The organism is Arthrobacter sp. zg-Y877, assembly GCF_030373105.1.
Lineage (GTDB): Bacteria > Actinomycetota > Actinomycetes > Actinomycetales > Micrococcaceae > Arthrobacter_B.
In genome coordinates, this window is the sequence record NZ_JAUCPU010000001.1 from 304,313 (window position 1) to 316,568 (window position 12,256).

Sequence of the window (12,256 nt, forward strand, 5' to 3'; positions counted from 1 at the left end):
CATGGACCAGAGCTCGCCGGTGGTGGAGATGCACGGCATCACCGTTGCTTTCCCTGGTGTCAAAGCCCTCGACGGCGTGGACTTCCGGCTGTTCCCCGGGGAAGTCCACGCCCTCATGGGGGAAAACGGGGCCGGAAAATCCACCCTGGTCAAAGCGCTTACCGGTGTCTACCGGACCGACGGCGGTTCCGTCACCGTGATGGGCCGTCCCACCGTGTTCGCGTCCCCGGCAGCAGCCCAGGAAGCGGGGATCAGCACGGTCTACCAGGAGGTCAACCTGTGCCCGAACCTTACGGTGGAGGAGAACATCCTGCTGGGACGGGAACCCCGCAGGTTCGGCCATATCCAGTGGAAGCAGGTCCGGCGCAAGGCCCGCGCTGTGTTGGCGCAGCTGCAGCTGGGACACCTGGATCCCGGGTCCGTGCTGTCCACGCACTCGATAGCGGTCCAGCAACTGGTGGCCATTGCCCGCTCCGTCCAGGTGGACGCTAAGGTCCTCGTCCTCGATGAGCCCACCTCCAGCCTGGACGCCGACGAGGTGCAGCAGCTCTTCGGAGTGATCCGGTCGCTCCGGGACCGCGGGGTGGCGGTGCTGTTCGTCTCCCACTTCCTGGAGCAGGTCTACGCCATCTCCGACCGCATGACGGTGCTCCGTAACGGGAAACTCGTGGGGGAATACCGCACCGCGGAACTTCCCCGCATGGGCCTGATCCAGAAAATGATCGGCAAGGACCTGGAAGTCCTCGAGGAGCTGGACCGCGGGGACACCCGGCACGCGGCAGACCCTTCGGGCAGTGCGCCCCTGCTGGAGGCCGAGCACCTGGGACGGAAGGGATCAGTGGAGAACATCACGGTCTCGATCGGTCCGGGACAGATCCTCGGCCTCGCAGGCCTGCTGGGATCCGGACGGACCGAAACGGCGCGTCTGCTGTTTGGTGCCGACCGCGCAGACCAGGGGGAACTGCGGATCCGGGGTGCGGCGCGGTCCCTGCGGAACCCCCGCACCGCCATCGAGCAGGGCATCGGCTTCTCCTCGGAAAACCGGAAGGAGGAAGGGCTGGTGGGTGACCTCTCCGTGAAGGACAACATGGTCCTCGCGATGCAGGCGCGGAAAGGATGGCTGAGACGGGTGCCCCGCCACCTCCAGGACCAGCTGGCCGAAGAATTCATCCAGACGCTGGACATCCGGCCCGCAAACAAAGAGGCGCTGGTCCGGAACCTCAGCGGCGGCAACCAGCAGAAGGTGCTCCTTGCCCGTTGGCTGATCACCAACCCGGCACTGCTCATCCTGGACGAACCCACCCGCGGCATCGACATCGGCGCCAAGACTCAGATCCAGACGTATATCAGCAGCCTGGCCGACGACGGCATGTCAATCGTCTTCATTTCCGCGGAACTCGAGGAAGTGCTTCGCCTCAGCGATCACCTTGCTGTCCTGAAGGACCGCGAGATGGTGGCGGATCTGCCCAACCAGGGAGTCAGCATGGAGGATGTTATGACGATCATTGCCGGGACGGGCGAATGACCGGCGTTCTGAGGCACCGGCTGATGTGGCCGGTCCTCGCACTGGTCCTGCTGCTTCTGCTCAATCAGGGTTTCCGCAGCGACTTCCTGGTGGTCCGGCTTCAGGACGGACACCTCTACGGCAGCCTGATCGACATCCTGCGCAACGGCGCCCCCACGCTCCTGATCGCCCTCGGCATGACGCTCGTGATCGCTTCCCGGGGCATCGACCTCTCTGTGGGTGCGGTGGCGGCCATTGCCGGCGCTGTGTCCTGCACCTACATCTACAACTCCGACAACCCTGGTTCCTTTGCGACGGCGGCAACGGCCGTGGCCATTGCCGTGGGAGCGGGGCTGGCGCTGGGGGCCTGGAACGGGTTCCTGGTCTCCGTGATCGGCATCCAGCCGATCATTGCCACGCTGGTGTTGATGACTGCGGGCCGCGGCCTGGCCCAGCTCGTGACGGACGGCCAGATCATTTCGGTGTCCAACGAGTCCTTCCACGCCATCGGCGCAGGATACTTCCTCACGCTGCCCATCTCGATCCTGATTGCCGCCCTGGCCTTCGCCGGCGCCGCGCTGCTGACCCGGCGGACCGCACTGGGAACACTCATCGAGTCCGTAGGTATCAACCCCGTGGCAAGCCGGCTGGCCGGCGTCAGCGCCCGCCGGATCCTCTGGATTGTCTACGTGTTCAGCGGCTTCTGCGCCGCCGTCGCCGGGTTGATGATCAGCTCGAACGTCACCGCAGCGGATGCGAACAACGCCGGACTCTTCATCGAGATGGACGCCATCCTCGCCGTCGTCATCGGGGGCACCTCGCTGGCCGGCGGGCGCTACAGCCTCGTGGGAACCCTGATCGGCGCGCTGATCATCCAGACACTCACCACCACCGTCTACACGCTCGGCATTCCGCCCGAGGTGACCCTGGTCTTCAAGGCACTCGTGGTCATCCTGGTGTGCCTGCTTCAATCGCCGAAGGCCCGGACGCTGCTGCGGCAACGCAGGCAACCCGTCCCCGCACGTCCTGCAACCAAGGCGGCCGCCTGATGTCAGTCCTGACCAGCCCGTCCACCCCTGCCACGCGGAAGCGCAGCGGCCTCCTGCAGGGGAAGGCCAAATACGCACCGACCGTTGCAACGATCGTGCTGTTCTTCGTGATGTTTGCCGCGGGATCCGTGATTTATCCGGGCTTCTTCTCCGGGCAGGTGTTCCTGAACCTGCTGATCGACAACACCTTCCTGATCGTGCTCGCCGTGGGGATGACGTTCGTGATCCTGACCGGCGGCATCGACCTGTCCGTGGGGTCCGTCGTCGCACTGTCCATGATGATCGCCGCGGCCCTGCTGCAGGCGGGCTGGAACCCGTTTGCCGTGATCGGTCTAGTGCTGCTGACCGGCGCCGTCTTCGGGCTGTTGATGGGCCTGGTGATCCAGGTCTTCGAAATCCAGCCCTTTATTGTCACCCTTGCCGGCCTGTTTCTGGCCCGCGGTCTCTGCTACGTGATCAGCCTCGACGCGATCACGGTTACCGATCCGTTTTTCACCTCCATGGCGCAGGCCCGCATCCGGCTGCCGGGAAATATGTTCATCTCGCCCGGAGTGCTCATTGCCCTGCTATTCGTGGCCGGTGCGTTTTACGTGCTGCACCAGACGCGCTTCGGCAGGACCGTGTACGCGATCGGCGGGGGAGAGGCCTCGGCACGGCTGATGGGGCTGGCGGTGCCCCGGACCAAGGTACTCGTCTACACGGTCAGTGGGTTCTGTTCGGCAACCGCGGGCATCCTCTTTTCCTTCTACAGCCTGTCCGGCTACAGCCTTGCCGCCACGGGGATGGAGCTGGACGCGATCGCTGCAGTGGTGGTCGGGGGAACACTCCTGACCGGCGGCTACGGATACGTCATCGGGTCCCTTGCCGGGGTGCTTGTGCTGGGCATTGTGCAGACGTTCATCTCCTACCAGGGCACCCTGAGTTCCTGGTGGACGCGGATTGTCATTGGCGTCCTGCTGCTGCTGTTCATCCTGCTGCAGAAAATCTTCTCGCGGAAAACCAAGCTGGCGTAGGCGCTGGGAAAGATCCGCGTCGGTCCTCCCGGACTGAACCGGCCTATGGGAAGGTAGTCCGGGGAGGGAACCACCATGCCGCGTCAGCACATCACCACGCACATCGCCATCCTCGGCTGCGTGTGCCTCGGTCTGCTGGCGTACCTCTTTCATCTTGACCAGCCCGTCTCCGTGTATGCCGGGACCACCAGTACCGCCCAGGACTTCGATTCCCCGGGCAGTGTGTCCGTAGTGGTGAACAAACAGCGCCCGCTCGGCGATCCCGGCTATGTGCCCGCAGTGCTGATCGAAACCGGCGGGATTTCCCTTCGCCAGGAAGCCGCTGAAGCATTTGCCCAGATGGCCCGCGACGCGGAAGCCTCCGGCGTCGCCATCACCGCCGTCAGCGGCTTCCGTACTGCCGAATCCCAGGCCCGGCTGCACGATGCCTATACCGGGCGGTACGGCACGGAAGTGGCGGAGTCGATCTCGGCCCTGCCCGGGCAGAGTGAGCACCAGACCGGACTGGCCGTGGATATCGGCGCTTCCGGCGGGGAATGCTCGCTGAAGGCCTGTTTTGAAGGGACCGCTCCAGGCGCGTGGGCGGCTGCCAATGCCCAGCGGTACGGCTTCATCATCCGATATCCGGCCGGCGCCGAGCACATTACCGGCTACGCCTATGAGCCCTGGCACCTGCGGTACGTAGGTCCGGACGCTGCCGGCAAGATCCACGGCGCCGGGATCACACTCGAGGAGTACGCCGGACTGTATGAGCCCCCAAGCGCTCCACCGTCCTCCGCGCCCGGGAAGAATGCAGTGGAGCCCGTGCCGTAGGTTTCCGTTCCGTTGACACCGGCAGAGGCGGCCAATACTCTTTCCAGCATGGAAAGTAACTTCACGGAATCAACTGAGACTGCCGACCGCCTCCGGATGCTCTCGGCTGACCGCGGGACACTTGTGTCTTCCGCTGCTACACCCCGGACACTGCTGGCGGGGGTTGGTGCGCTGGCGGCCTGCTGGGTGGCGTCCGCCGCGGACAGCAATCCGGGTGCCAATTACGAAACGCCGACCTGGACCTGGATGATTGTAGCACTGCTGTTCGTCCTCCTGCACCTGATCCAGCGTGACACGGGAGTGAAATTCGGCAGCTTGGGTGCCCCGGCCATCGGAGCTATCAGCATGGGGGTGCTGCTCTGCCTGGTTCTGTTTTCCGTGAGTCTGGCCCTGGTGTCGCTGGATCTCGCCTGGGCAGTAATGCTCACCAGCCTTACGGCTTTCGTGCTGGTGACCTGGCTCGCCGGCGTTGCCTACCGGGCCGCAGTCCGCCACCTGCGCGCGGCGGGTCTGCCGCATGCCTAAGCCCAAGTTCGACGAAGTGGTGCATCCGCCGACGCGCCTGCGCATCTGCGGGCTGCTGCGTCCGGTGGAGCAGATGGACTTTGCGGTCCTCCGGGACACCCTCGGTATTTCCGACGCCACCCTCTCGAAGCAGCTGAAGGTGCTGGGCGACGCCGGCTACGTGCGCCTTGCCAAGACGACGTCGCCGGCCCGGCGGGACGCCCGCCGGATCACGTGGGTGGCCCTCACCCCGGCCGGCCGCTCGAGCTTCGACGCCCATGTGCTGGCCCTGCAGGAGATTGCGGGCCTGACGGCACGCCGCCCTGAGTGAGAGCCGGTCACAAACCCGCCCCGGGCGGTGTCCTATGTGCAGCCGGCGCGGAAGCCGGAAGTGACGGACATCAGGGAGTGCACCCATGGGCACCACAGCAGTCATTCTGGGCGGGGGATACGCAGGAGTTATGGCGGCCAACCGGCTCGCCGGCAGCGGCAGGCCGGGGCTCGACGTCGTCCTGGCCACCCCGGACCAAAGGTTCGTGGAGCGCATCCGGCTGCACGAATACGCGGCCGGAACCCGTCCGGATCCCACAGTCGATTTCGATTCCCTCCTGCATCCGGCCGTTCACCGGATGACCGGCCGGGCAGTACGGATCCTGCCGGCGGAACGGACCGTGCAGCTGGCCGACGGCCGAACGCTGGCCTACGACTACCTGGTGTACGCCGTGGGCTCTGCCGCCGCGGCGGCACCGGACGGCGCCGTGCGCATGGAACAACTCCAAGGAGCGACGGCGGCACGGGGCCAACTCGCAGCGCTGCCTGCCGGGGCCCGCGTAGCAGTGGTCGGCGGCGGGTTGACCGCCGTGGAGACGGCCGCCGAGACAGCCCGGACCCATGGCCGGCTCCGCGTCAGCCTGCACAGCGCGGAGCCCATCGCACCGCGGCTGGGCACACAGACCCGCCGGTCCGTGGAGAAGAGCCTGCGCCGGGCCGGAATGGAACTGCATAGTGGAACGCCGGTCCGTGCGGACGGGGACGTGCGGACCAGCCTGGGCGCCGACGTCGTCCTCTGGTGCGCCGGGTTCGCCGTGCCAGGGTTGGCTGCGGCGAGCGGGCTTCCGGTGAACGACGGCGGGCGGCTGTGCCTTGATTCGACGCTGCGGGTGCTTGGCCAGGACCGTATTTACGGAGCCGGCGATGCCGGGGTGATTGACGACCCGTTCTACGACTACCTGCGGATGTGCTGTGCGGCTGCCCTGCCGATGGGGGCCGATGCGGCAGGGAACATCCTCCGGTCACTGGACGGGGAGGCGGGGGTTCGGCACGACAGCGGATTCCGCGGGTTGTGCATTAGTCTGGGCCGCAGTGACGGGGCGGTCCAGTTCCTGACTGCCGACGATTCTCCTACCCGCTTCCACCTGCACGGCAGGACGGCGGCCGTCCAGAAGGAAATCATCTGCCGGATGACACTGCGCTGGATCCGCGGTGAAGCGAAACGGAGCGGAGCGTACACATGGCCAACAGGTCCGCAGGCGGCGACGACGGCGGCTCCCGCACCGATGACCCGCAGCTGACCGGTGTGCGGCCAGGCCGCGACACCGAATTCCTGAGGCACCGCGGCATGGTCTTCACCATTGCCTACGATGTCCTCGGCACCGTGGCCGATGCCGAGGACGTGGTGCAGGAAACCTATCTGCGCTGGCGGGCGGTGGATGTTCCGGTGGAAAACCCACGGGCCTACCTGGCCCGCACGGCCTCCCGCCAGGCACTGAATTCGCTCCGCGCTGTATCCCGGCGGCGGGAAGACTATCCGGGCGAGTGGCTGCCCGAGCCGCTGCCTACCGGTCCGGCCCGGCTGGCAGCGGATCCTGAGGCAGCGGCCCTGACGGCCAGCGAGGTGTCGACGGCCATGCTGGTGCTGCTGCAGACCCTGAGTGGTCCCGAGCGCGCCGCGTTTATCCTGCACGAGGTCTTCGACTTTGGTTATCCGGAAATTGCCGCGTCCCTCGAGATGGGCGAGCCCGCCGTGCGGCAGACGGTTCACCGGGCACGGACCCGCCTTCGGTCCGGAACGCCCAGGAGTGTGCCGGATACCGGGGAGCACCGCGCCGCCGTCGAACGTTTCCTGGCCGCCACCATGACCGGGCAGGTGCAGTCGCTGCTGGATGTGCTGGCTCCGGACGTGGTCCTCGTGTCCGACGGCGGCGGCAAGGTCAGTGCCGCGCTGCGGCCGGTCTACGGTCCGGAGAAGGTGGCGCGCCTGATGATCGGGTTGGCGGACAAGTACGGAGCCGGAGCCGTCGCCGAATTCGTCGAGCTCAACGGGCTGCCCGCCGTCGCGTTCCGGGAGGACGGCGCGGTGACCACCGTCTTCCAACTGGAACTGGCCGATGGCCGGGTACAGGCGGTGTACGCGGTACGCAATCCGGACAAGCTGGTCCGGCTACAGGGGTAAATCCGCGGCTCGCGCAGCTAAGGTGGAACGGTGTTGCCGCCACCGGCCGCACTCTGAGGAAAGCAGGATTTCGTGTCTCCCAAAACCATCGTGATCACCGGTGCCAGTGACGGAATCGGTGCGGCCGCTGCAAGACGGCTCACCCAAGACGGGCATCACGTGGTGCTGGTGGGGCGGTCCCCGGAGAAGACCGCCGCCGTCGCCAGGGACACGGGCGGCGAGTACTTCCTGGCCGACTTTGCGGAGCTGGGCAGTGTACGTACCCTGGCCTCGGAACTGCTCCAGCGCTACCCGCACATCGACGTGCTGGCCAATAACGCCGGCGCGGTTTTCGGCAACGTCCGCCAGGTCACGGAGGACGGACACGAAATGACTTTCCAGGTGAACTACCTGGCGCCGTTCCTGCTCACCCAGCTACTCACAGACCGGCTCCTTGAGTCCAAGGGCACAGTGATCAACACTTCCAGCATGGCCAACCGCTTGTTCGGCAACGTGGATCTGGAGGACCTGGAGAATGCGGACGGGTACAACCCCAGCAAGGCGTATGGGAACGCCAAGCTGGAGCAGATCCTGTTTACGGAGGAGTTTGACCGCCGGTACCGTTCGCACGGTGCAACCTCCACCGCCTTCCACCCGGGAGTGATCGGGTCGAGCTTCTCCAGTGCGGAAGGCTCGGCAATGCGGGCGGTCTACCAGTCACCGCTGCTGCGCAGGCTTCTCCCGACGCCGGAAAAGGGCGCCCGGACGCTGGTGTTCCTGGCGGAGGGAACCCCCGGAACGGACTATCCGACCGGCAAGTACTTTGTTCGGAGCAAGGTGGCCAAGCCCAACAAGCAGGCCGGGGATGCCGCGCTGGCCCTTGGGTTGTGGAACCGTTCGGTGGCGATGCTGGCTGAATGACCGCGGCCGTTTAGTGGGCTGAGCTGGCGACTGCGGCTGCTAGGCTGCTCCCGAATCACTGGGGGAGAGGCTGGGACATGAAGAAGACGGCGGTTGTGGGTCTGCTGGTACTGGGCGGTCTGCTGTCCGGTTGCGGCGGCAACGGGCAAAGCGGGGACGGCGGGCAGGAACAGGCCGGTTGCGTCGGTGGCTACGAGGGCTGGTGGAATTTCACTGCGGTGTCCGGTGATAACGCCGACCTGCCGGAGGAGACGGTGACCGTGGATACGAATACCGGGAAAACCATCGATGCATTCAACCGCAGCCTGAACGACGCCGGCAAGGCCACCGATGTGTCCGACGTCGGCTACCAGCCCGTCCCCGACGAAAGCTGGCCCGCCGATTCGGTAGTAGTGATCGACACCGCCACAGGCAAGGTCATTGAAACCATAGCGGTGGAGCCGGGAACGCAGGTCTGCCAGTAGGTGCCCCGCCAATAGGCGCAGGGTAACGGGGTGCGTGCGGTGTAGCCGGGCAGCGCGATGAGGGCAGGTAGTTGGCCCAGAAAGACGGGTATTTTCAGTTTCCTCGGAGGCTCCGTTTAAGCCTGTTTGGAGGCCTGAAATGTCAGTGCCGGATGAAATCCTTGGGCTATGGATCAGGTCGGGAGCACGGAACGGATAACTGAAGAACCAGGCAGTGAAGACCACCAGCCAGAAGGCATGACGGGTGAATCGGATGCGCCGCGTGCGGCCTGTACGTTGTCGGTTGACCGGGCGGAGCTGGACGGCGGACCATCCGTGGCCGCTGATGCCGGCGCCTCCGAAGCCGGGAATCCAGCAAACGGGTACCCGAACGGTTTCACCGGGACTCTGGCACTGCAGAACCTCGAGTCCTTCGACGATTCCACGGTTGCGGAAGCCCTGTCCCGGGTGGCGCACCTGATTTCCTGGGGGCAGGCGCTGCAGGTCCGTCTGATCAACAGGATGGAGGAACTGTTCCGGGATGACTTCTTCGACACGTCGGAGCGGGATAAACCCGGGATAGCTTTTAGCCTCGCTGCTTCGGAATGCGCCGCCATTTTGAATGTTCCGCAGATGACAGGTGAGCGGCTGCTGAGTGAGGCTGGCCAGTTGTGCGGCACCCATACCGCCACGCTTTCCGGCCTGGAAGACGGACGGTACTCCTACCAGCATGCCCAGGTGGTCCTGGATCAGTGCCAGAACGTTCCCTCCTCGAAACTCCCCGGGTTCGAAGCGGACCTGCTGAAGGCTGCGGAAGGTCAAACGCGGGCACAGTTCTCGGCCAAGGCGCGGCGGCTGCGCGAAAAGAAATTCCCGGAGACTGTCAGCAAAAGGCACCTGACCGCCTTCGAGCAGCGCATGGTCACCCTGGACAGGGAGGAGGACGGTATGTCGTGCCTGTCGGCGCATTTGCGGGCCGCGGAAGCGCAGCAGATTTACACCGCTCTCAGCACTGCGGCGCGGGGTGAGCAGGCCGGAGGGGATTCACGGACAAGTGATCAGCTGAGGGCCGACATTCTGGCGCAGCTGCTGATGGGCGGCCTCGGCTCCACCCGGGTCAGAAATACGGGCGGAGCGAACCGGGCAGCTGCAGCGGCAGAAGAGTGCGGTGACGGCGGCAATGATGCAGGACCGGACGAGGGAATCATTCCGCGTGCGGAAATCATGGTCCTGATCAACGCCGAGACTCTCTTTGGGGCCGATGACCAGCCCGCCGAACTTCACGGGTACGGACCGATCAGCGCCGAAGCGGCCCGGAGACTGGCCCGCAACGCCGCCGGGTGGACCGGACTCGCCCAAGATCCGCACACCGGGGAAATCCTCGGGGTGGGGCGGCGGCGAAAAGTACCTGCCGGGCTCCGGCGCTGGCTTCGGGCCCGTGACGGAACCTGCCGGTTCCCCGGGTGCAGGGTCAACACCGCGAACTCGGACATTGACCACACCATCGACTGGGCGAAAGGCGGTCCCACGGACCACGGAAACCTGGAACACCTCTGCCGCCGGCATCACCGCTTCAAGACCCTCGGGTACTGGAAAGCCTGCCAACCCACACCAGGTGTCATGGAGTGGACCTCGCCGACCGGAAGGATCTACCGCACTGGACCTTTCCTGGACCTGGACCTGGCACGTCCGAAACCGGGACGTCGGCACCCGGCGTCGGACGCGGCATCCGGCTGGGGCATTTCTTGGGAGCAAGAGGATTCCCGACAGAACGACCCCCAAGGCACCGGATCGCGTGAGGAAACCGCGCCGCCGTTCTGATCCCACGCCGACAAAACCGGCATCCGGGCGAACAACTGTGGCGGGACTTGCCGTAAAGACGTGCAGCCCAGTTAGTCCCGCCGCAGGGCGAAAAAGAATGGAGCTCCGGGAGCGCGCATGTCCATCGCGCCCACCACAGTCCCGTCGTCGACCCGGCGGAACACATCCAGGACCGGCAGGGCGTCGTAGATCATGGCTGCGCTCAACACTCCGCGGTACTCGGTCATCCGCAGCCGGGCGCCGGGCCGGCGGGTCCGCGCCAGCCGCAAGGCAGGATGAACAGCCGCCAGCAGCCCAGGCTTCCGCAGCAACGGGCCAAAGCGCAGGACGGCAGTAAGGGGAACCAGCGCCGGATTCACGTTGAACACACCACCTCCGGCTCCGGAGAAGACCAGCGGAAAGACCTCCTCGGCGCCGTCGAACCGTTTCCCATACCAGCCCAACGGTTCCAGGAGCCCGTCCAGCCGGTGCCCGGTGGGCACTTCGGTGCCCCGCCAGGACCCATACAGTTCCGGCACCTGCACCGGCGGCAGGGAATCAAAGAACGCCAGGGCAGAGTCCGCGTCGGTTCCGAGCTGCAGCTCCTGCAGCCGAAGCTGCGCAGAAGTGGGGTCAGCAGTGGGATCCAAGGTTGCCTCCCTCATTCGGGTGTGCGTGCAGTCCTGCGACGACGCGAGCTAGGAGGACACGAGCCGCCTGGCAGAATTCTCGTCCAGGATCAGGTCCGTCACCAGTCCTGCACGCAGGGCCCCCAGCAGGCTGGTGGTTTTGGTTTCGCCGGCCACCACACAGATCCGGCGGGGGATCTCCCGCAGCGAGGACAGATCCGGGCCTGTGCTGCGGTAGTTGAGCTTGATCCCGTCCCAGGTGCCGTCGGCACGGTAGAACATGGTGGCGACGTCGCCCACCACACCCTCGGCCACCAGCTCGTTCAGGTCCTCTTCGTCGAGGTAGGCACCGTTGTAGACGTGGCTGGGCACACCCGCCTCCATGGAACCGACCCCGAAAATGGCGGTGTTCATCCGGGCCTGCAGATCCAGCACCCGTTTCACCGGGCGTTCCCGCCACATTGCTTCCTTGGTTTCGGCGTGGTCGAAGAACGCCGGGACGGGGAACTGGACCACCCGGGCGCCGTAGGCATGCCCAAAACGCTGCAGGATTTCACTGGCGTAGGTGATGCCGGAGGTGCGGAAATTTCCCGCGCCGTTCATCTGCACAATGGTGCTGTCATGGGTGTTCTTGACCGGAAGGTGCTGGCTTACGGCCGTGAGCGTGGAACCCCACGCGACGCCGATGATCGCATCGGAGTCGATGAGCGGCCCAATCAGGTGCGCTGCCTGCACCGCGACGCGCTGCAGGGCCTGGGCGGGGGAGACGGTTTCGGCCATGGGAACCACATGCACCTGGATGCCGAAGCGGGAGGCGATTTCCTGTTCCAGCGCGGGAGCCCGGTCCGACGGATTGCGGATCTCGATCCGGACCAGACCCGTACTCCGCGCGTAGGACAACAGGCGGGAGACCGTGGAACGGGAGATCCGCAGTTCCCGCGCAATCGCCTCCATGGTCAGGCTTTGCAGGTAGTACATCTGCGCGGCCCGGAGGGCGTCACGGTCCCGGCTCTCCTTCTCGCCCGCCCCCGCTCCGAAGCCCTCCGCGGACCTGCCACTGACACCAATGTTCATTCGCTGTCCATCGACACCGTTGCGTACTCCATGAATTCATTATCGCAGGCTGCACGTATGTGCATTGGTTCGGTC

At 65.6% G+C, this 12,256-nt stretch carries 13 protein-coding genes; 11 read left to right on the forward strand and 2 right to left on the reverse strand.

Annotated features, from left to right (window positions below; genetic code table 11):
• Window position 1 precedes the first annotated feature (1 nt).
• The 11 genes from QNO03_RS01450 to QNO03_RS01500 all read left to right on the forward strand — a co-directional run bounded on the left by QNO03_RS01450 (window position 2) and on the right by QNO03_RS01500 (window position 10,499).
• Window positions 2-1,525: a sugar ABC transporter ATP-binding protein gene (locus QNO03_RS01450; protein WP_289601495.1), complete on the forward strand. Its 1,524-nt coding sequence runs from the start codon at window positions 2-4 to the stop codon at window positions 1,523-1,525.
• Window positions 1,522-2,553: an ABC transporter permease gene (locus QNO03_RS01455; RefSeq protein ID WP_289601496.1), complete on the forward strand. Its 1,032-nt coding sequence runs from the start codon at window positions 1,522-1,524 to the stop codon at window positions 2,551-2,553. Before QNO03_RS01450 ends, QNO03_RS01455 begins: the two co-directional genes overlap by 4 nt.
• Window positions 2,553-3,566 carry a galactofuranose ABC transporter, permease protein YjfF gene (gene yjfF / locus QNO03_RS01460; RefSeq protein ID WP_289601498.1) on the forward strand — a complete coding sequence of 338 codons (1,014 nt, stop codon included), beginning with the start codon at window positions 2,553-2,555 and terminating at the stop codon, window positions 3,564-3,566. The genes QNO03_RS01455 and yjfF overlap by 1 nt, the downstream gene beginning before the upstream one ends.
• A gap of 75 nt (window positions 3,567-3,641) precedes the next feature.
• Entirely contained in the window at window positions 3,642-4,379 is a 738-nt protein-coding gene (locus tag QNO03_RS01465; protein ID WP_289601500.1) for a M15 family metallopeptidase, read from the forward strand.
• 48 nt (window positions 4,380-4,427) lie between these two features.
• Window positions 4,428-4,904 carry a hypothetical protein gene (locus tag QNO03_RS01470; RefSeq protein WP_289601501.1) on the forward strand — a complete coding sequence of 159 codons (477 nt, stop codon included), beginning with the start codon at window positions 4,428-4,430 and terminating at the stop codon, window positions 4,902-4,904.
• The gene (locus tag QNO03_RS01475) at window positions 4,897-5,214 is read left to right on the forward strand and encodes a transcriptional regulator (protein WP_289601503.1); all 318 of its coding nucleotides are present in this window, start codon (window positions 4,897-4,899) and stop codon (window positions 5,212-5,214) included. The genes QNO03_RS01470 and QNO03_RS01475 overlap by 8 nt, the downstream gene beginning before the upstream one ends.
• 85 nt (window positions 5,215-5,299) lie before the next feature.
• Entirely contained in the window at window positions 5,300-6,454 is a 1,155-nt protein-coding gene (locus QNO03_RS01480; RefSeq protein WP_289601504.1) for an NAD(P)/FAD-dependent oxidoreductase, read from the forward strand.
• Window positions 6,394-7,335: an RNA polymerase sigma factor SigJ gene (sigJ, locus tag QNO03_RS01485; RefSeq protein WP_289601505.1), complete on the forward strand. Its 942-nt coding sequence runs from the start codon at window positions 6,394-6,396 to the stop codon at window positions 7,333-7,335. Before QNO03_RS01480 ends, sigJ begins: the two co-directional genes overlap by 61 nt.
• A gap of 72 nt (window positions 7,336-7,407) precedes the next feature.
• Entirely contained in the window at window positions 7,408-8,235 is an 828-nt protein-coding gene (locus QNO03_RS01490; protein WP_289601507.1) for an SDR family NAD(P)-dependent oxidoreductase, read from the forward strand.
• A 77-nt stretch (window positions 8,236-8,312) separates the two neighbouring features.
• Window positions 8,313-8,699, forward strand: coding sequence for a hypothetical protein (locus tag QNO03_RS01495; protein ID WP_289601508.1), 387 nt, complete (start codon window positions 8,313-8,315; stop codon window positions 8,697-8,699).
• Between the two features lie 237 nt (window positions 8,700-8,936).
• Window positions 8,937-10,499, forward strand: coding sequence for an HNH endonuclease signature motif containing protein (locus QNO03_RS01500; protein ID WP_289601509.1), 1,563 nt, complete (start codon window positions 8,937-8,939; stop codon window positions 10,497-10,499).
• Between the two features lie 71 nt (window positions 10,500-10,570).
• On the opposite strand, the gene QNO03_RS01505 is transcribed toward QNO03_RS01500, so the two are convergent.
• Both QNO03_RS01505 and QNO03_RS01510 read right to left on the reverse strand, forming a co-directional pair.
• Entirely contained in the window at window positions 10,571-11,128 is a 558-nt protein-coding gene (locus QNO03_RS01505; protein ID WP_289601511.1) for a DUF4334 domain-containing protein, read from the reverse strand.
• A gap of 48 nt (window positions 11,129-11,176) precedes the next feature.
• Complete coding sequence (locus QNO03_RS01510; protein WP_229948093.1) at window positions 11,177-12,085, reverse strand: sugar-binding transcriptional regulator; 909 nt, start codon at window positions 12,083-12,085, stop codon at window positions 11,177-11,179.
• Between the last annotated feature and the right edge of the window lie 171 nt (window positions 12,086-12,256).

Bases quoted from the DNA above. Each gene is read 5' to 3' on its own strand.
- QNO03_RS01500 (WP_289601509.1), top strand. From the start codon at position 8,937: ATGACGGGTGAATCGGATGCGCCGCGTGCGGCCTGTACGTTGTCGGTT.
- QNO03_RS01455 (WP_289601496.1), top strand. From the start codon at position 1,522: ATGACCGGCGTTCTGAGGCACCGGCTGATGTGGCCGGTCCTCGCACTG.
- QNO03_RS01470 (WP_289601501.1), top strand. From the start codon at position 4,428: ATGGAAAGTAACTTCACGGAATCAACTGAGACTGCCGACCGCCTCCGG.
- QNO03_RS01465 (WP_289601500.1), top strand. From the start codon at position 3,642: ATGCCGCGTCAGCACATCACCACGCACATCGCCATCCTCGGCTGCGTG.
- sigJ (WP_289601505.1), top strand. From the start codon at position 6,394: ATGGCCAACAGGTCCGCAGGCGGCGACGACGGCGGCTCCCGCACCGAT.
- QNO03_RS01495 (WP_289601508.1), top strand. From the start codon at position 8,313: ATGAAGAAGACGGCGGTTGTGGGTCTGCTGGTACTGGGCGGTCTGCTG.
- QNO03_RS01450 (WP_289601495.1), top strand. From the start codon at position 2: ATGGACCAGAGCTCGCCGGTGGTGGAGATGCACGGCATCACCGTTGCT.
- QNO03_RS01475 (WP_289601503.1), top strand. From the start codon at position 4,897: ATGCCTAAGCCCAAGTTCGACGAAGTGGTGCATCCGCCGACGCGCCTG.
- QNO03_RS01510 (WP_229948093.1), bottom strand. From the start codon at position 12,085: ATGTACTACCTGCAAAGCCTGACCATGGAGGCGATTGCGCGGGAACTG.
- QNO03_RS01480 (WP_289601504.1), top strand. From the start codon at position 5,300: ATGGGCACCACAGCAGTCATTCTGGGCGGGGGATACGCAGGAGTTATG.
- yjfF (WP_289601498.1), top strand. From the start codon at position 2,553: ATGTCAGTCCTGACCAGCCCGTCCACCCCTGCCACGCGGAAGCGCAGC.